Annotated in this window: 18 protein-coding genes and 1 pseudogene; 11 read left to right on the forward strand and 8 right to left on the reverse strand. The window is 73.8% G+C overall.

Annotated features, from left to right (window positions below):
* Window positions 1-184 precede the first annotated feature (184 nt).
* Together ABD419_RS01090 and ABD419_RS01095 are read left to right on the forward strand one after the other, a co-directional pair.
* Window positions 185-2,605 (forward strand): FtsK/SpoIIIE domain-containing protein, encoded by a 2,421-nt coding sequence (locus tag ABD419_RS01090; RefSeq protein WP_344480703.1) that lies wholly within the window; start codon window positions 185-187, stop codon window positions 2,603-2,605.
* Window positions 2,602-3,228, forward strand: coding sequence for a hypothetical protein (locus tag ABD419_RS01095; protein WP_344480705.1), 627 nt, complete (start codon window positions 2,602-2,604; stop codon window positions 3,226-3,228). The genes ABD419_RS01090 and ABD419_RS01095 overlap by 4 nt, the downstream gene beginning before the upstream one ends.
* Before the next feature lie 15 nt (window positions 3,229-3,243).
* On the opposite strand, the gene ABD419_RS01100 is transcribed toward ABD419_RS01095, so the two are convergent.
* A complete protein-coding gene (locus ABD419_RS01100; RefSeq protein WP_344480707.1) occupies window positions 3,244-3,654 on the reverse strand; it encodes a hypothetical protein in 411 nt (136 codons plus the stop codon).
* Window positions 3,644-4,012 carry a hypothetical protein gene (locus ABD419_RS01105; RefSeq protein WP_344480710.1) on the reverse strand — a complete coding sequence of 123 codons (369 nt, stop codon included), beginning with the start codon at window positions 4,010-4,012 and terminating at the stop codon, window positions 3,644-3,646. The genes ABD419_RS01100 and ABD419_RS01105 overlap by 11 nt, the downstream gene beginning before the upstream one ends.
* A gap of 123 nt (window positions 4,013-4,135) precedes the next feature.
* Here ABD419_RS01105 and moaC point away from each other — a divergent pair, with 123 nt between their 5' ends.
* The 4 genes and pseudogenes from moaC to ABD419_RS01125 form a co-directional block, all read left to right on the forward strand.
* On the forward strand, window positions 4,136-4,603 hold the full coding sequence (gene moaC / locus ABD419_RS01110) for a cyclic pyranopterin monophosphate synthase MoaC (protein WP_344480712.1): 468 nt from the start codon (window positions 4,136-4,138) through the stop codon (window positions 4,601-4,603).
* A complete protein-coding gene (locus ABD419_RS01115; RefSeq protein ID WP_344480714.1) occupies window positions 4,591-5,082 on the forward strand; it encodes a MogA/MoaB family molybdenum cofactor biosynthesis protein in 492 nt (163 codons plus the stop codon). Before moaC ends, ABD419_RS01115 begins: the two co-directional genes overlap by 13 nt.
* Window positions 5,079-6,242 carry a molybdopterin molybdotransferase MoeA gene (locus ABD419_RS01120; RefSeq protein WP_344480717.1) on the forward strand — a complete coding sequence of 388 codons (1,164 nt, stop codon included), beginning with the start codon at window positions 5,079-5,081 and terminating at the stop codon, window positions 6,240-6,242. Before ABD419_RS01115 ends, ABD419_RS01120 begins: the two co-directional genes overlap by 4 nt.
* A 39-nt stretch (window positions 6,243-6,281) precedes the next feature.
* Window positions 6,282-6,698, forward strand: a pseudogene (locus tag ABD419_RS01125) (molybdenum cofactor biosynthesis protein MoaE); the annotation flags it as partial.
* Between the two features lie 10 nt (window positions 6,699-6,708).
* Here ABD419_RS01125 and ABD419_RS01130 read toward each other — a convergent pair.
* Window positions 6,709-7,338, reverse strand: a complete 630-nt coding sequence (locus tag ABD419_RS01130; RefSeq protein ID WP_344480721.1) for a copper resistance CopC family protein — start codon at window positions 7,336-7,338, stop codon at window positions 6,709-6,711.
* A gap of 179 nt (window positions 7,339-7,517) precedes the next feature.
* Here ABD419_RS01130 and ABD419_RS01135 point away from each other — a divergent pair, with 179 nt between their 5' ends.
* Window positions 7,518-8,519 (forward strand): Gfo/Idh/MocA family protein, encoded by a 1,002-nt coding sequence (locus ABD419_RS01135; protein ID WP_344480723.1) that lies wholly within the window; start codon window positions 7,518-7,520, stop codon window positions 8,517-8,519.
* A 33-nt stretch (window positions 8,520-8,552) separates the two neighbouring features.
* On the opposite strand, the gene ABD419_RS01140 is transcribed toward ABD419_RS01135, so the two are convergent.
* From ABD419_RS01140 to ABD419_RS01150, 3 genes are all read right to left on the reverse strand, one after another.
* Window positions 8,553-9,434: a hypothetical protein gene (locus ABD419_RS01140; RefSeq protein WP_344480726.1), complete on the reverse strand. Its 882-nt coding sequence runs from the start codon at window positions 9,432-9,434 to the stop codon at window positions 8,553-8,555.
* 75 nt (window positions 9,435-9,509) lie between these two features.
* Complete coding sequence (locus ABD419_RS01145; protein ID WP_344480728.1) at window positions 9,510-9,911, reverse strand: YbaB/EbfC family nucleoid-associated protein; 402 nt, start codon at window positions 9,909-9,911, stop codon at window positions 9,510-9,512.
* A complete protein-coding gene (locus ABD419_RS01150; RefSeq protein ID WP_344480731.1) occupies window positions 9,908-10,243 on the reverse strand; it encodes a YbaB/EbfC family nucleoid-associated protein in 336 nt (111 codons plus the stop codon). Before ABD419_RS01150 ends, ABD419_RS01145 begins: the two co-directional genes overlap by 4 nt.
* Before the next feature lie 174 nt (window positions 10,244-10,417).
* On the opposite strand from ABD419_RS01150, the gene ABD419_RS01155 reads away from it, so the two are divergent.
* Together ABD419_RS01155 and ABD419_RS01160 are read left to right on the forward strand one after the other, a co-directional pair.
* Window positions 10,418-12,184, forward strand: coding sequence for a hypothetical protein (locus ABD419_RS01155; protein ID WP_344480733.1), 1,767 nt, complete (start codon window positions 10,418-10,420; stop codon window positions 12,182-12,184).
* Window positions 12,181-12,843, forward strand: coding sequence for a hypothetical protein (locus tag ABD419_RS01160; protein WP_344480736.1), 663 nt, complete (start codon window positions 12,181-12,183; stop codon window positions 12,841-12,843). The genes ABD419_RS01155 and ABD419_RS01160 overlap by 4 nt, the downstream gene beginning before the upstream one ends.
* A 4-nt stretch (window positions 12,844-12,847) precedes the next feature.
* On the opposite strand, the gene ABD419_RS01165 is transcribed toward ABD419_RS01160, so the two are convergent.
* Both ABD419_RS01165 and ABD419_RS01170 read right to left on the reverse strand, forming a co-directional pair.
* Complete coding sequence (locus ABD419_RS01165) at window positions 12,848-13,498, reverse strand: hypothetical protein (protein WP_344480739.1); 651 nt, start codon at window positions 13,496-13,498, stop codon at window positions 12,848-12,850.
* A 3-nt stretch (window positions 13,499-13,501) separates the two neighbouring features.
* Entirely contained in the window at window positions 13,502-14,794 is a 1,293-nt protein-coding gene (locus ABD419_RS01170) for a hypothetical protein (RefSeq protein ID WP_344480741.1), read from the reverse strand.
* A gap of 202 nt (window positions 14,795-14,996) precedes the next feature.
* Here ABD419_RS01170 and ABD419_RS01175 point away from each other — a divergent pair, with 202 nt between their 5' ends.
* Together ABD419_RS01175 and ABD419_RS01180 are read left to right on the forward strand one after the other, a co-directional pair.
* The gene (locus tag ABD419_RS01175) at window positions 14,997-15,323 is read left to right on the forward strand and encodes a type VII secretion target (RefSeq protein WP_344480744.1); all 327 of its coding nucleotides are present in this window, start codon (window positions 14,997-14,999) and stop codon (window positions 15,321-15,323) included.
* Entirely contained in the window at window positions 15,320-16,474 is a 1,155-nt protein-coding gene (locus tag ABD419_RS01180; RefSeq protein ID WP_344480747.1) for a WXG100-like domain-containing protein, read from the forward strand. The genes ABD419_RS01175 and ABD419_RS01180 overlap by 4 nt, the downstream gene beginning before the upstream one ends.
* Window positions 16,475-16,515 lie beyond the last annotated feature (41 nt).

Here is a 16,515-nt window from a genome sequence, read left to right on the forward strand (position 1 = left end):
TCAGCGAGTTCGGGCTTGCTTCTAGGGTAGTGCACGCGTCCCGCCGGGGGAAGGTTGCGCAAAGCGGGCGTTCGCGCCCGCGCGAGGGCGCGGGGAGCCGTTCCGCGATAAGGTGTGACCGGTTGTACAGTCGCCGTCCGGGCGCGCCCGGTGCGGTCCCGAACCCGCTTGAAGGGGAGGCCCGGTGCCCGGTTTCCAGACTGCGCTGGTGAACGCGGCGGCGGCGTGCGACGCGGCCGCCTCCCGCGCCGGCCTCGCGGCCGAGCGGCTCGGCGACGCCGCCTTCCAGACCCCTGTGGACCCCGCGCTCCTGGCCGCGGAACGTCAGATATCCGACGCGGCGGCCGCGTCGGCGCAGCAGCTGCGCGCCGATCCCGAACTGCTCCAGGCCGGCCGGGTCGTCCTGCACGAGGGCCGCTCGGTGCCGCTGCTGGTCCCCTTCGGCGCCCGCGGGCACCTCGCAACCTCCGTGGACGCCCGCGTCGAGGGCGTCGCGGCCCTGGTGCGCACCGCGGTCCTGCACGCCGTCGCCGCCCGCGAACCGAACGGGCTGCGCGTGGTCGGCATCGACACCGCGACCCTCGGGGCGTCCTTCGCGCCGCTGCGCCCGCTCGCCGACGCGGGCGTCATCGAGGCCGTCGCGACCGACGCGCGCGCCGCCGCCGACGCGGTCGCGCTCGCCGAATCCCAAGTGGCCGAGCACATCGCGAGACGGCGCACCGACCGGCTCCTCCTCGTCGTCGCCTCCCTCGGCGACGCGCCCCGCACCCTCGTCGAGCGCATCGACGCGCTCGCCCGGTCCGGCCTCGCGCACGGGGTCACGGTCCTCGGCTGCGGCCTCCCCGACCTCCCGCAGGCCGCCGTCATGCACGCCGTCGGCGACCGCGTCGAGATCACCAACCCGCCCGCCGCGCCGTTCGGCCGCGGCGACCGCCTCGCCGCGCCCGTCGCCTGGCCCGACGCGCCCGACCCGTCCTTCGTGGCCGGGGAGGCCGTGCGGCTCGCCGAGCGCGCCAAGGCCGCCGCGACCCTCACCTTCGGCGACCTCATCCCCGCCGCCCCCGAGTCCGGCGACCCCGCCCGCGGCCTCGAGGTCCTCATCGGACGCGACGCCGCCGGGGAGGTGCGGCTCCGCTTCGACGACGCGACCCCGCACTGGCTCGTCGGCGGGCGCACCGGCGGCGGCAAGACCGTGTTCCTCCTCGACGTCCTCTACGGCCTCGCGTCCCGGTACGCCCCTTCGGACCTGGCGCTGTTCCTCCTCGACTTCAAAGAGGGCGTGTCGTTCACCGAGTTCATCCCGACCGAGCGCGACCCGAGCTTCATCCCGCACGCGCGCGCCGTCGGCGTCGAGTCCGACCGCGAGTACGGCCTCGCCGTCCTCAAGACGCTGAACGAGGAGATGACCCGGCGCTCGAACGTCATGAAGCGCTACGGCACCAACTCCTTCGCCGGGCTCCGCGGGCACGAGGCGTACCCGCGGATCGTGTGCGTCGCCGACGAGTTCCAGGTCCTCCTCGCCGGGAACGACCGGGTCGCCTCCGAAGCCGTGGCGCTCCTGGAGAACCTGGCCCGCAAGGGCCGCTCCTACGGCGTCCACCTCGTGCTCGCCTCCCAGACGATCTCCGGCATCGAGGCCCTGTGGGCCAAGAAGGACTCGATCTTCGGGCAGTTCCCGATGCGCATCGCCCTCCCCGGCGCGCGCACCGTCCTGGAGCCCAACAACGACGCGGCCGCGCGGATCTCGCTCGGACAGGTCGTCGTCAACACCGAGGGCGGCACCGCCGGCGCCGACCGCGTCGCGCGCTTCCCCGACACCGACCCCGAGGTCATGCTCCGCCTGCGAGAGCAGCTCGGCCGCGCCCACGCCGGCGTCGGCGCGCCCCGCGTCTTCTACGGCTACCGGCCCGTCCACCTCGCCGACGCCCTCCCCGGGGAGCGCAAGCCCGGACGCGCGCTCCTGGGCCGCGAGGTGTCCCTCCACCTCGCCGCCGCCGGATTCGACCTCGACCGCCGGCCCGGCCGCAACCTCGCGATCCTCGGCTCCGACCCCGTCGGCGGCGAAGCGCTCGAAGCGGCCGTCGAAGCCCTCACAGGCAACGGCGCCCAGGTGTGGGGCGTCGACCTCACCGGCCACGCCGACCTGCGCCGCACCACCGCGCGGATCGCGCCCGACGCGTTCGCCGCGGCCCTCGCCGAGATCCCCGACGGCACCGTCCTCGCCGCCTGGGGCCTCGACGCCGCCGCCCTCGACACCAAGGGGCAGAAGGCACTCCGCGACCTCCTGCGCACCGGGCCCGCCCGCGGCGCCCACCTCCTCGGCTGGTGGCGGAACCTCCGCCGCTACACCGACGACATCGGCGGCACCGCCGGACGCGAGGACGTCGCCGGCGCGCTCGTCCTCAACCTCCCCGGCAGCGAGATCATGGGCCACTTCGGCCCCCAGTTCCAGCACTGGCACCCCCGGCCCGGGCGCGCGCTCCTGGTCGACCGGCACGCCGACACCGCGGGCGGGCGCCTCGTCGTCCCGTTCTCGCGCCCCGAGGGCCACGCGCCCGGCCCGCGCCGCAGCGGCGAGGACACCATCGAGAGGACCCGCCAGTGAGCGCCTTCGACGACTACCTCGCCCAGCTCCGGCGCCTCGACGACGCCCGCCGCACCGCCGACGAGGCCGCCGCCCGCACCGCCACCGCGACCGAGACCCTCGCGCAGCGCACCACCCGCATCGCCGAGCAGGCCGCCGCGCAGCGCGCCGCCGTCGACGAGCTCGCCCGCACGGCCCGCACCGCGCCCCCGCAGCGCACCGCACCGCCCGCGCCCCTCGGCGACCCCCACGCCGAACTCACCGCCGCCGAGCACGAACTCCAGACGGCCGCAACGCGACTCGACGACGCCCGGTACCTCGCCCACCGGCCGCCCTGGCTGCCGCGCTGGCGCGCCGACGAGCGCAACGGACTGATCTACGGGGTGTTCGCGCTCGCGTGCGTCCTCGTGCAGCTCGTCGTCCTCCGCACCGTGCGCGCCGACGACATGACCGGCGCGATCGTCCTCGGCGCGATCCTCGTCGCCGCCCCGCTCGCCGCGTTCTGCCTCGGCTGGCTCACCATCGGCGTCGCCACCCGCCCGCGCATCGGCGACGAGCACGCGAAGCTCGAACGGAACTTCCGCCTCGGCCTCGTCCTCTGCGGCTCGACCCTCGTCGTCGCCTGCCTCGGGTTCTTCAGCTGACGGAACCGGCCGGCCTCAGCCGGTCCGGCGGCGCCTGAGCAGGTACACCAGGCCCGCCACCGGGAGCACCAGCGGCACATAGCCGTACCCGGACCCGAAGTGGGACCACACGGACGGCTCCGGGAACCAGTCCGGGTCCGCGAAGCACAACGCGCCCACCGCGATCACGCCGACCAGCTCCACCCCGACCGCGACCAGCGCGGTCCGGGCCGCGCCGCGGATGATCGCGACCGCCGCGACCAGGTAGATCGCGGCGGCGACGGCGCTCAGCGCGAAGCTCAGCGGCGCGTCCCCGAACTTGGTCGCGACCTGGTAGCCCGCCCGGGCGCCCGCGGAGACCGCGAACACGACGTAGACGAGCACGATGAGGCGGCCGAAGCCGTCCGCGAGCGAGCGCGGCGCCCGCGCCTCCGGTTCAGCCGACATGGATCTGGAACTCCCAGATCTGGTGGATGCGCAGCAGCAGCGCCGCCACGACGACACCGGAGGCCGCGACCGTCCCGATGCCCCAGCGGCTCCGGTCGATCGACCCCCAGAACGCGGCCGCCACCGGCACGAGCAGGGCCGTGACCAGGTACGAGAAGAACAGCCCCGCCCCCGGGCCGTCCTCGCCCGGCACGATCGCGATCCCGGCGACCAGCTGCGCGAGCAGCACCGCCTCCAGGACGGCGACGCCCACGAAGTGGCGCCGCCCCACCTGCACCGCGCGCGCCGTCTCCACGAGGAACCAGGCGCTCATCGCCAGCGCGGCCGCCTGGGCCGCGAGGTAGAGCCATTCGATCACGCACCCGACGCTAATACAGGCCCGCCGCGGCGAATCCGAGGCCGGACCGCGAAGTGGCCCCGCGCCCGCCCGCGCGGCGCTGGAAGCGGTCCCGTGTCCGCCCCCGCGGCTAGACTTCGCTGCATGGCAGACCTGACCCACGTCGACCCCAGCGGCGCGGCGCGCATGGTGGACGTCTCCGGCAAGGACGTGTCCGAGCGCTCCGCACTCGCCACCGGCCGGCTCGCGACCACGCCGGAGGTCGTCGCCGCGCTGCGCGCGAACTCCCTGGCCAAGGGCGACGCGCTCGCCACCGCCCGGATCGCCGGGATCATGGCCGCGAAGCGCACCCCCGACCTGGTGCCGCTGTGCCACCCGATCGCCGTCAGCGGCGTGAAGGTCGAGCTCACCGTCACCGACGAGGGCGTCGACATCGCCGCGCGCGTCAAGACCGCCGACCGCACCGGCGTCGAGATGGAGGCCCTGACGGCCGTGTCGGTCGCCGGCCTCACCCTGGTGGACATGGTCAAGGCCGTCGACCCGGCCGCCGTCATCACCGACGTCCGGGTCGAGGAGAAGCTCGGAGGGAAGACCGGCACGTGGCACCGGTGAAGGTCACCGTCGTCGTCGCCTCGAACCGGGCGGCCGACGGGGTGTACGAGGACGAGTCCGGGCCCCTCCTGGCGGAGGGCTTCCGCGGCCGCGGCTTCGACGTGACCGGACCGGTCGTCGTCCACGACGGCGCCGAGGTCGGGGAGGCGCTCCGGGCGGCCGTCGCCGACGGCGCGGACCTGGTGGTCACCTCCGGCGGGACCGGCCTGACCGCGCTCGACCTGACCCCGGAGGAGACCAGCCGCGTCGTGGACTTCGAGGTCCCCGGCATCGCCGAGGCGATCCGCGCGGCCGGGCTCGCGAACACCCCGCACGCGGCGCTGTCGCGCGGCATCGCCGGGGTCGCCGCCAGGACCCTGATCGTGAACCTCGCCGGCTCGCGCGGCGCCGCGAAGGACGGGCTGGCCGTGCTGACGGCCCGGTTCGTCGAGCACGCCGTCGCGCAGCTGCACGACGGCGACCATGAGAGGAACGCATGACCGACCCCATCGCCTGGGACCAGGCCCGCGAGACCGCTTGGGCCGCAGGCTACGACGCGAAGCCCGCCCCTTCGGAGCTCCCGTTCGCCGAGGCCGCCGGGTCGGCGCTGGCCGCGCCGCTGGTGGCCGTGTCCGACCTGCCCGCATTCCCGACCTCGGCCGTCGACGGCTGGGCCGTCGCGGGCCCGGGCCCGTGGCGCATCGGCGGCAAGGCGCTCGCCGGGCACGTCCCGGACGCACTCGGCGCCGGTGCGGCCGTGAAGATCGCGACCGGCGCGCAGGTCCCCGAGGGCACCGACGGGATCATCCGCCTGGAGCACGCCGAGGTCGCCGACGGCGTCGTCGCGGGGCCGGTCGCGCGCGAGTGGCGCGAGGCCGGCGAGGAGGCGCGCCACGGCGAGGAGCTGCTGCCCGCGGGCACGCCCGTCACCCCGCCGGTGATCGGCCTGGCCGCGGCCGCCGGGCACCTGACGCTGCCCGCGCACGGGCGGCCCAAGGCTCGCGTCGTCGTCTTCGGCGACGAGCTGCTGACCAGCGGCGTCTCCGGGAAGGGCCGCATCCGCGACGCGCTCGGCCCGATGGTCCCCCACATGCTCACCGCCGCGGGCGCCGACGCCGGGCCGAGCCTCGGCCCGGTCGAGGACACCCTCGAAGCGCACGTCGCGGCCCTGCGCGAGGCGCTCGCCGACGCCGACCTGGTGTGCACTACCGGCGGCACCATGGTCGGCCCCGTCGACCACCTGCACGCCGCGCTCGCCGAGATCGGCGCCGAGTACGTGCTCAACACCGTCGCCGTGCGGCCGGGCTTCCCGATGCTGCTGGCGCGCACCGCGGACGGCAAGTTCGTCGCCGGGCTCCCCGGCAATCCGCAGTCGGCCGTGATCGCGGTCGTCACCGTCGTCGCGCCGCTGCTGGCGGGCCTGCGGGGCCTGCCGCTGCCGCCGCTGCGCACGGTCGAGCTCGCCGAGGACGTGCCGGGCCGCGGCTCGTTCACGCACCTCGCGTTGGTCGACCCGGCCGGCCGGCGGCTCGCCCACCACGGTTCGGCGATGCTCCGCGGCCTCGCGAGCGCCGCCGGGTTCGCGGTGGTCCCGCCCGGGTCGGAGGCCGCCGCGGGGCGCTCCGTCGGTCTGGCAACCGTCCCGGGGGTCTGGCAGTGAATGGAATCTGGCGATGATCGGAGTACGGCGATGAGCAATCAGGTGATCCGGGCGTGGGTCGTGGACGCCCCCCTGGACGTGCAGGAGCACGAGCGGGTGGTGGCGGCGGCCGAGGCCGGGGCGGTCGTCTCGTTCGCCGGGGTGGTGCGCAACCACGACCGCGGGCGCGGCGTGCTGTCGCTCTCCTACGAGGGGCACCCGTCCGCGGGCGAGGAGCTGCGGCGGATCGCCGAGGAGGTCGCGGCGCGGCCCGGGGTGCGCGGCGTGGTCGTCTCGCACCGGGTCGGCGACCTCGCGATCGGCGACCCGGCGCTGGTGGCGGCCGTGGCCGCGGAGCACCGCAAGGAGGCGTTCGACGCCTGCGCGGACCTGGTCGACGAGGTGAAGGCGCGCCTGGCGATCTGGAAGCACCAGTACTTCGACGACGGCACCGACGAGTGGGTGAACTGCCCGTAGGCCTCGGGCGTCAGCCCTCGGCGCCGGCGTCCTTCTTCTTGCGGCCCACGGTCTTCACCAGGACCACGCCGCCGACGACGATGACGAGCAGGCCGAGCAGGATCGCGGCGAGCGCCGCGCCCGTGTTCGAGTCCTCCTCGGCCGCGGCGGCCGAGGTCGCCTCGGCCGACTCCCGCGGGGCCGCGGTGGTCGCGGCGGCGCTCTCCTCGGTGGCCGCGGCGGTCGGCTCGGCGCCGGGCGCGTACAGGCCCTCGGGGATCGACTCGACGGTGAACTCCAGCGAGTCGTCCACGCGGTGGCCGTCCTCGGAGATCACCCGGAACGCGACCGTGTAGGTGCCGGGGGTCGTGTACAGCATCGGCTGGGTGAACGTGTCGCCTTCGTACACGGGGTCGGCCACGTCGAGGACCGCGCCGGCCGGGTCGGTCACGGCGATCTCGGTGGAGGGCCCGTCGAGGTGCTCCGAGAACGTCGCCGACACCTCGGCCGGGGCCTCGGCGAGGGTCGCGCCGTCCTCGGGGTCGGTGCCCGTCAGGGCGGCGTGGGCCGAGGCCGGGGAGGCCGTCCCGAGCGCCACGGCCCCGCCGACCGCGGCGGCCAGCACGAGCGCGGCCGCGCGTGCGATGGGAGTCGTCTGCATGTCGCCATAGTGCCACGGTCCGATCGGTTCCCCGGTGGGGGAATCGTCACACCGGCTACCCCGGGACTAGAAGTGATCACGCATGGTCACCGTGATGCATCGAAAAGGCCCGGTTGGCGGAGATAGTGCCACTCACCCTCGTGTTGACGATCGCCGGAAGTTGTGGTGTGCTTACGTCCATGGTTGAACCGATCCGATGGGGAATCCTGGCGACCGGCGGAATCGCATCGACCTTTGTGGAAGATCTTGCCCTCCTCGACGATTGCCGCGTCACCGCTGTGGCCTCTCGATCGGCGGAGCGCGCCGCCGCGTTCGCCAAGAAGTACGACCTCCCTCACGCCCTGGACTCCGTCCAGGCGCTCGCGGCCAGCGACGAGGTGGACATCGTCTACGTCGCGACCCCGCACTCCCATCACTACCTGCCCACGCTCCAGCTGCTGGAGGCGGGGAAGCACGTGCTGTGCGAGAAGGCGTTCGCGTACAACGCCGCACAGGCCCGCACCATGTTCGACGTCGCCCGCGAGCACCAGCGGTTCCTCATGGAGGCCATGTGGACCCGCTGCAACCCGGCGATCCGCGAGATGCGCCGGGCCATCAAGGAGGGCATGATCGGCGAGGTCGTGTCCGTGAACGGGAACTTCGCGATCTCCGGCGACATCCCGCCCTCGCACCGCCTCCGCAACCCCGAGCTCGCCGGCGGGGCCCTCCTCGACCTGGGCGTGTACCCGGTGACGCTGGCGCACTTGGCGCTCGGCGTCCCCGAGTCGGTGTCGGCGGTGGCCGTCATGGACGAGGTGACGGGCGTCGACGCGCAGACCGCGATCACCCTGAAGTACCCGAACGCCGTCGCGCAGCTGTCGTGCTCCTACCGCGGCGGGGCCGCGAACGAGGTCACGATCGCGGGCACCGAGGGCCGGATCGAGCTGCACGACTACGCGTACCGGCCGAGCGGGTACACCCTGGTGCGGTACGACGGGTCGTCGCGCGAGTTCGAGGCCCCGTACGTGGGCCACGGCTACGTCCACGAGGCGCTCGAGGTGCACCGCGCGCTGCGGCAGGGCCGGCTGGAGTCGACCCTGGTGCCGCCGCAGAGCACGATCGAGGTCATGGAGATCCTCGACGCGGTGCGGTCGTCCATCGGGCTGCGCTACCCGGGCGAGACCCACCCCAAGCAGTCGTAGCGGGTGCGCGGGGGACGCCCGCGCACCGCTCCACTAGTACTCGATCGCCCGCTGCGCCTCGGCGCGCTTCGCGGCGATGGCGGCGTGCTTCTCGCGCAGCCACGCCACGCGGGCCTCGGCGCTCTCGATCGCGGTGTCCTCGGCCTGCTCGACGAGGACGCCGCGGGCGGCGGCCTCCTCGCGGAAGATCTGGTCGAGGTTCGGCAGGAGCGCCATGACGGGTCCGGTGAAGAACCCGGTCGCGGCCTCCTTGGTGAAGATCCAGCCCTTGTACTCGATCTCGCAGACGACCTGGCGCCGCCCGGCCTCGGGGTCGCGGATGGCGAGGTCGGCGACCATGGCCCACAGGGTGAAGATCGCGGAGGTGGCCCTCTCGGAGACCCAGCCGCGGCCGGGGACGGGCGGCAGGAGGTTCTCGATCGACTCGGTGAACGTGTCGGTGGAGAGCTTCTGGAGGATCCCGTCGAGGGACCGGGTCCGGATGGCCTTCACCTTGTGCCACTTGGCGGTGCCGCCGTCGAAGCCGACCTCGTTCGGGCCGATGTCGATCGTCCCGAAGTTGTCGAGCAGGCCCAGGAGCATCCCGGTGCCGGTCGGCGGCTTGCTCCCGGAGGTGATGAGCTTGCCGAGGCTCCACTGCCAGTCCTCCTGGACCGGCCGGGCCGGCAGGGGGAGGCGGGCGAGGAGCTCCTCGAAGTCGCCTTCCTTGAAGGCGGACCTGGTGGTGTCGGCCAGGTCCTTGGCGGCGTCGCGCTTCTGCGCGGCGTAGCCGGTCGCGGCGTCGACCTTGCCCTTGGCGAAGCCCGCGGCGGCGTCGCGCTTCTCGCGGGCGGCCTCGACGCCGACGTCGACGACCATCTTCCCGGCGTCCTGCGCGCGCTGCTTGATGTGCTCCAGGCGGTCTTTCATTCCCATGCGAGCAACATACCGGTGCCGGGCAACAGGGCGGTGACCCTGCGGCATCGCTCGAGCGCCGATGCCGCAGGGGCCCTAGCGGTCGAGGTTGTCGCGGGCGCGGTCGCGCAGGCCCTCGGGCATGTCCCGGTTCACCAGGCCCATGACGTCGATCTTGTCGCCGACGAGGGACTGCGCCATCTGGGCCATCTTCAGCGCGTGGGTGGCGCTCGCCTCCTGGATGAGCGCCATGATGGTGGGCGCGAGGGACTGCCGCATGCGCATCGCGTACTCGTCGATGCCGATCTCGGCGACCTTGCCCTCGGCGTCGAGCTTGACGCGGATGCGGCCGTCCTCGGAGACGACCTCCACGGCGTCGGCGCCGAGCCGCTCGCTGAGCTCGTTGAACTTCGCGAGCATCGCCTCGGCCTCGGCCTGCATCTGCTCGAGGCGGCGCATCATCGCCTCGGGGTCGGTCGGGCGTTCGCGGTCGCTCATCGGGGCTCCTCGACGTCGATGGGGGCGAGGCCCGAGCCGCCGAGGTCGTCGGGGGTCACCGGGGCGCCCATGATGGCGCCGACGCGCTGCGCGAGGTCGGCCTGCGTCCGGCGGTCGGCGGCGCGGATGGTCGCGACGATGAGCTCGCCGAGCTCGACGCCGGACATCTGGTACGCGCTCATGCGCAGGTCCAGCTCCTTGACGTTGCCGGCCGCGCCGGTCACCACGCGGACCGCGCCGTCCTCGCTGACCGCCTCGCCTTCGAGCTCGACGGCGAGGCGCTCGATGTCCTTGGCCTTGCGGCGCATGTCCTCGGCCGGATCCTCCGGCATACCGCTTCTCCTCCCGGGCGGGCGCGGCCGGTGGTTCGGCCGCCGCATCACACGATGCTAACGGCATGCCGCTAGCGCCGGTTGCGGGTGTGAACAGGTTCGCCTGCGGCGGCGTTCGGGGTGCTTCGTTATATTGACCCGAGTCCTTCCCGCCCCAGTGACCAGAGGAGCCCCATGAGCACACCTGTCGGCGTCACGCCCTCCCAGCTGGAGAGCGCCGAGCAGCAGCTCCGCGGCCAGCTCCCCGCCGCCGAGCAGCTCAAGGGCAAGGCGAACGAGGACGGGCTCGACATGATGGCGTGGGGCGTCCCCGGCCTGTGCTTCTCCCCCGGCTACTACCAGATGCTCGGCGAGCTGCGCGAGATGTTCGAGATGCTGGCCCTGGGCCTGGAGGGCCACGCCGGCCGCCTCAAGGAGTGCCGCGAGTCGTGGCAGAACGTCGACCTCGCCGTCGCGAAGGACTTCGCCCAGTACGCGCCCGACGGGCTCGGCGCGTCCATCGACTGGGGCGGGTCGACGTTCACCGACGGGAACGGCGACTTCCAGATGTTCGAGACCGGCGAGTCGAAGAAGCAGTCGTACGCGAAGCCGATCTTCGGGGCCATGGACACCGCCGAGAAGATCCAGAAGGTCGGGCGCGCCGACAACGCCGGCGAGCTCGTCGGGGCCGTCGCCGACGTCTCGAACTCGCTGCTGGGCACCATGAACGACGTCGCCCAGATCGTCACCGACCCGCTCATGTTCCTGTTCTCCGCCGGGCTCGACTTCCTCATCTCGCTCATCCAGCCCATCGACGACCTGGTCGGCATGGTCACCGGCAACGGCGAGCGCATGAACGCCGAGATCCAGCGGTGGGACCCGATCAAGGACGCCCTGCCGCCGATCGGCGAGGCCGTCGCGAAGGTCCCCGAGGAGATGCTCACCGAGTGGGCCGGGTCCGACGGCGACGCCGCCCGCGACAAGATCGCCCAGTTCGCCGAGGCCGTCATCGACGTCGGCGACAAGATCCAGGTCATGCAGGGCCTCCTCCAGGTCACCGAGCTCATCGCGACCCTCATCCGCAAGACCCTCCTCGACATCGCCGGGAAGTGGTGCAGCCAGCAGATCATCACCTGGGCCGCCGCCGGGCCGCTCTCGGCCGTGACCTTCGGCGGCGCGGCCGTCGCCGCGATGATCAACTCGATCCGCTCCGCGATCCAGTCGATCGTCCTGGCGCTCAAGCGGTACAAGACCGCCGTCGACGCGTTCCTCCAGGCCAACACCATCCTCGGCCGGGTCGTGGAGACCCTCGGCAAGGCCGCCTCGCCGCTCGCGGAGGCCGGGATCAAGTTCGTCGGCGCGACCGGGAACATGGCCGGCGCGGGCGGGCCCTCCGACGCCTCGATCGTCGACGGGCTCAACGGCTTATGGCCGCCGGGGACCCCCGCGACACCGACGGCGCGCCGCGGGAGGCGTACCGCGACCGCGACGGCCGCCGCCACGAGGCGCCCGGCGCCCCGCCGCTGCGCTTCGACACCGTCGCGGACTACCGCGCGGGCCGCTCCCCGCAGGCCGACCCCGGCCCCGGCTCGGCCCTCCTCGACGTCCTCGTCTGCACCGCACCGAGTCTCGACCGCACCGGCGTCCTCCTCCTCGACGGCGCCCCGATCGCCGCCGGCGACGGCCGCTACCAGTTCGACGTCGCCCCCGGCCCGCACCGGCTCGAAGTCCAGGGCGCCGACGCCGCCAGTGCCGTCTTCCACGCCGCCGCGGGCGACCGCGTCCACTTCACCACCGGCCAGGGCGTCGCGGTCCGCGACCAGGTCGACTTCCGCACCCGCCTGTACCGGGTCGCCGACCCGGCCGACCTCCTCCCGGTCCTCGGCGGCCGCGCGGCGAACGCCTCGGGCGCGGGCTGCCTCCTCGCCGTCGCGGGCGGCGCCGCCCTCGTCTTCGCGATGATCGCGGTCTCGGTGGCCCCCGGCGGCGCGTTCGCGACGGTCGCCGGCGCGATCGGCGCGGTCGGCGGCCTCGCCCTCATCGGCGGCGTCGCCGCCGGCATCCTCGCCACCCGTTCACTCCACAAGCGCGCCAAGGCGAACCGCCTCGACCCGGCCCGCACCGAAGCGGGCGCGACCGCCTACCCGTCCGCCGAGGACGCCCGCGGCCTGGTCGACGGCGGCCTGCTCCTCGTCTTCGACCTGTTCCTGTACCGGCTCACCAGGAACGGCGACGGCACCGCCGCCTACGAGGGCACCGGCGCGCCCCTCGCGCTCGCCCACGCCGGTCCGCTCCGCACCTGGATCGACGGCGCCGAGGTCCCGTGCGACTGGTCCGCCTGGCACCACCCGCTCGCCCCCGGCCCGCACCGGTTCCGCGTCGACTACGCCGGCGAGGCCGCCACCGAGTTCACGCTCGACGTGCCCGGCCGCGGCGACGCCATGGTCGTCCACGTCCCCGTCCGCGTCTGCCGCGTCTGGGATCCGGCCGCCGGCGCCTTCGAGCCCTTCGCGCCGCAGCTCGCGCACCGGATCACCAAGCGCGCCAAGACGCTCGTCGGCCGCGTCTACCAGAGCAACGCCGACCCCGACGACTGGGTGCCGCCCCGGATCTGGCCCTAGCGGGTCACTGGTGGCGGCGGCGGAAGTCGACGCCGGAGCCGTCGGCGAACCGGACCCGCTTGTACAGGCCCGCGGGCTTGCGGCGGCGCAGGAACCTGGTGCGGCGCACGCGGTCCACGTCGCCCTCGTACGTGTAGGCGGTGTCGCGGACCTCGGCGACCGTGTCGACCGGGACCGGCCCGGCGAACTCGTTCTCGGGGCCCGATCCGCTCCAGAACTTCGCGGCGACCTTGCCGCGCGGGGCGACGAACGCGACCCGCCTGTTGGTGAACACCCACCAGCCGCGGCGGCGCAGCGCCGGGGTGGCGAGGCGCCCGGCCAGCGACTCGCGGCCCCTGCCGTGCAGGACGACCGCGGGGCCCTTGGTGCGGGTGCTCCCGCTCTCCCCGCCTCCGCCGCCCATGCCGTCGGCGAGGACCAGCAGCACGATGAGCACGACCACGGACCCGGCGATCCACAGCAGCGTCAAGCCGACGACCTTCACGGCCCGCCGCCCGAGCTGGTCGGCGGGCCACGGCGGCTTCGGGACGCCGTCGAGCGCGGGCAGCCCCCACACCGGCGCCGCCTCGATGAGGCGCTCGTCCGGTTCGAGCCAGCCCGCCCCGAGGACGCGCTGCGCGTCGCGCGTGAGGTCGACCGCCGGGTCCTTCGCCATAGGTCAGTTCCCGAATTCCTGGAGGATCCGGTTGAGCTCGGCCGCGGCCTGGTCGTCGGAGGCCTGGTAGTCGGCGGCGGTGCCGCGCAACAGGACCGCGGAGCCGCCGAGCGCCCCCTCGATCGCGGTGATCGCCTCGGCGAGGCCCACGGTGTTCTCGCCGTAGGCCTCCTCGAACCCGAACGCGCCGGTCAGACCCCAGGTCATCTGGGCGACCGAGGCGTCCTGGGCGACGTTCTGGATGGCCCCGGCGTTCGTGGAGAGGCCGTCGAAACTCCCCGCGGTCGTCTCCAGCGACTCGAGGTCGACCGTGATCGGCGCGCCGGACGCGCCGCTGGAGTCGAGCATCGCGCCGGAGACCGCGTTCGTCGCCGCGCCCTTCGCGGTGGTCTGCGCGGTGCCGCGGCCCTGGAGGAGCCCGAGGCCCGCCTTGACGCCGACGTTCTTGAGGACGCCCAGCCACAGGCCCTTGCCGACGAGCTCGAACCCGTTGGCGGGGTTGATGCCGCGGAACGGGTTCTTGCCCAGGAACTTCAGCATGACCGTGGCGAGCTTCGAGAACACCTTGACGCTCTTCTGCACCCACTGCATGGCCCGCATGAACATCGCGTAGCCCTTGGCGACGGCGCCGAGGATGAACGTCGCCACCGACGCCCCGAACGACCAGGCGCTGTTCGCCAGCGCGATGAGGCCGCGGGTCACCAGCCACGACAGGAGCTCGGCGACGATCGAGCGGATGCACCCCTCGATCGCCTCGGACAGCGCCTGCGCCCAGCCGAGCAGGGTCTGGACGCTCATCGCCTCCTGGGAGGCCGCCATGATCGCGGCCTCGATGGCGTTGAGCTGCTGGAACCCGGCGTCGGCGGCCTCGCCGGACCAGCCGGTGAGGTTGCTGCGGACGGCGTCGCCGGTCTCGCCGCTCAGCGCGCCGAGCGCGTCGCCGACCTGACCCCAGACCTCGGCCTGGCGGGCCATCTCGTCCTTGTCCCCGGCGACGGAGTCCATCAGCTCCTGCAGCGGGTCGATGAGCTCGATGAGGAAGCCGAGCCCCGCGTTGACGAGCGCGTAGATCGGGTCGCGGACCGCGAGGAGGCCCTGCATGGCGATCCCGGCGATGTCGCCGGGGATGCCCGCGGCGGAGGAGAGGCGGTCGTCGCCGGCGATGGTGCCGTAGATGTTCTCGGCGAGGCTCGTGGCCGAGCCGACGACGGGCGTCGAGTTGACGGCGCGCCGGACGTCGCCGGGCGCCTCGGGGGTCCCGTACTGGGTGATGTCAGAGCCGTACTGATCCGACATGCGGACTCCTCTGGACAGATGGGGCGGAGGGGGCTCGGGGGCCGTCGCTCCAAGCTATCGCACCCACGCCATACCGTGGCCGTGCGGCCGCGGAGCCGAGTGGCGGGTCGTCACTATGCTGTGGATTCGGACGGTTCGGCCCCTGCCCCGAGTCCGGCCGCCGCCCCGCGACCGGCACTGGTACCCCCCGGAGTGATGCCCCATGCCATGGATCGACGTCGACCCCCAGAAGCTGCGCGACGCCGCCGCCCAGATCAGGACGACCGCGGGCGAGGTGCAGGCCGTCGCCGACTACGCGCGCGAGTCCGACCCCGACTGGTGGACGTGGGGCCTCGGCGGCATCCCGTTCGCCGGCTTGTACTTCGGCGTGTCGGAAGGGGTCTTCCACCCGGCCCTGGAGGACGCGCAAGCCGCGATCGAGGGCCTGTGCGCCCGCCTCGACGAGTGCGCCGACGCGCACCAGAGCAACGACGCCGGGATCGCCGCCGACCTGGCGAAGATCGCCGCCCAGCTGGGCGGCGACCGGTGAGCGGCGTCGAGGAACCGACCTGGAACGACGGGGCCCTGCCCGAGCAGGCCGCCGCCGGCGACTGGACGCCCTCGGTCAAGGAGGGCTACGACGCGCTGGCGGGCAAGGGCTCCCGGCCCGTGGACGCCGCCGACCCCCGCAGCGGCCTGCACCAGTGGGCGAACTCGGTCCTCGCGGGCAGCGGGAACGACACCCGCGTCAACCGGGCCGGGGACGCCGTCGGCACCGACACCCGCGTCAGCGGCCGCGACACCGACGGAAGCCTGCTGTACAACGCCCGGTCGCAGCATTCGAACTCGGGCATGCACCTGCTCCAGAGCGCGACCGCGCCTGTCACCGCGGGCCTGAACACGTACGCGAACGTCGCGAAGATCGAGGGCCTCAACGACTGGGACGGCATCGCGAACGCCGTCACCGGCCTCGCCGGGGACCTCACCTCGGTCATGGACATGGCCCAGCAGTACCAGGCGTTCGTCGAGTGCGTGACCGACCCGAAGTTCGACCCCGTCCAGTGGCTCGCGGGGACCCTCCTCGACTTCCTCGTCCAGCTGTTCCAGCCGCTGGAGGACCTCGTCGGCCTCGTCTCCGGCAACGAGTCGCGCATGCGCAGGTCCGCGGAGATGTGGGTGAAGGTCGCCGAGGGCTGCCAGGAGGTCGGGGACTACATCACCGAGACCGGCGGCGCGGCGCTCGCCGACTGGGTCGGCGCCGACGGGGACGCCGCGCGCGGCAGCGTCGGCGAGACGGGCCGGGCGGTGTCCACCATGGGGTTCGTCGCGGTGGGCATGAACGCCCTGCTGACCCAGATGGGCGACCTCGCGAAGATGCTCCGCCAGGACATCGTCGACCTCATCGCCAAGGGCGTCTCCTGGATGCTCTCGACCCTGCTCCCCCAGGTCGCCGCGTCCGTCGCGACCTTCGGCGCCTCGCTCGCCGCCGCGGTCGCGACGGGCGTCGCCAAGGTCGCCTCGATGATCATGAGCGCCTTGCGGTCCATCGCGCAGGTCCTGCGGATCTCCACGGCCGCAGCGAAGGTCGTCGCCGCGGTCGCCGACGTCCTCCAGAAGATCCGCCCGGTGCTCGACTTCCTCAAGGACCACCGGACCGCGATCGCCACCGCGACGAGGACCGCCGAGCAGGCGCTCCAGTGAGCTGAACGGGCCGCGCAGCGCGGGCGGCCGCGGACAGACGT

Origin of the sequence: Glycomyces endophyticus (assembly GCF_039531525.1) — a bacterium.
Classification (GTDB): Bacteria; Actinomycetota; Actinomycetes; order Mycobacteriales; family Micromonosporaceae; genus Glycomyces; species Glycomyces endophyticus.

What these genes read in the sequence shown, in the direction of transcription:
- ABD419_RS01100 (WP_344480707.1), bottom strand. Translation starts at nt 3,654, where the DNA reads ATGTCGGCTGAACCGGAGGCGCGGGCGCCGCGCTCGCTCGCGGACGGC.
- moaC (WP_344480712.1), top strand. Translation starts at nt 4,136, where the DNA reads ATGGCAGACCTGACCCACGTCGACCCCAGCGGCGCGGCGCGCATGGTG.
- ABD419_RS01120 (WP_344480717.1), top strand. Translation starts at nt 5,079, where the DNA reads ATGACCGACCCCATCGCCTGGGACCAGGCCCGCGAGACCGCTTGGGCC.
- ABD419_RS01130 (WP_344480721.1), bottom strand. Translation starts at nt 7,338, where the DNA reads ATGCAGACGACTCCCATCGCACGCGCGGCCGCGCTCGTGCTGGCCGCC.
- ABD419_RS01135 (WP_344480723.1), top strand. Translation starts at nt 7,518, where the DNA reads ATGGTTGAACCGATCCGATGGGGAATCCTGGCGACCGGCGGAATCGCA.
- ABD419_RS01140 (WP_344480726.1), bottom strand. Translation starts at nt 9,434, where the DNA reads ATGGGAATGAAAGACCGCCTGGAGCACATCAAGCAGCGCGCGCAGGAC.
- ABD419_RS01145 (WP_344480728.1), bottom strand. Translation starts at nt 9,911, where the DNA reads ATGAGCGACCGCGAACGCCCGACCGACCCCGAGGCGATGATGCGCCGC.
- ABD419_RS01150 (WP_344480731.1), bottom strand. Translation starts at nt 10,243, where the DNA reads ATGCCGGAGGATCCGGCCGAGGACATGCGCCGCAAGGCCAAGGACATC.
- ABD419_RS01155 (WP_344480733.1), top strand. Translation starts at nt 10,418, where the DNA reads ATGAGCACACCTGTCGGCGTCACGCCCTCCCAGCTGGAGAGCGCCGAG.
- ABD419_RS01160 (WP_344480736.1), top strand. Translation starts at nt 12,181, where the DNA reads ATGATCGCGGTCTCGGTGGCCCCCGGCGGCGCGTTCGCGACGGTCGCC.
- ABD419_RS01165 (WP_344480739.1), bottom strand. Translation starts at nt 13,498, where the DNA reads ATGGCGAAGGACCCGGCGGTCGACCTCACGCGCGACGCGCAGCGCGTC.
- ABD419_RS01170 (WP_344480741.1), bottom strand. Translation starts at nt 14,794, where the DNA reads ATGTCGGATCAGTACGGCTCTGACATCACCCAGTACGGGACCCCCGAG.
- ABD419_RS01175 (WP_344480744.1), top strand. Translation starts at nt 14,997, where the DNA reads ATGCCATGGATCGACGTCGACCCCCAGAAGCTGCGCGACGCCGCCGCC.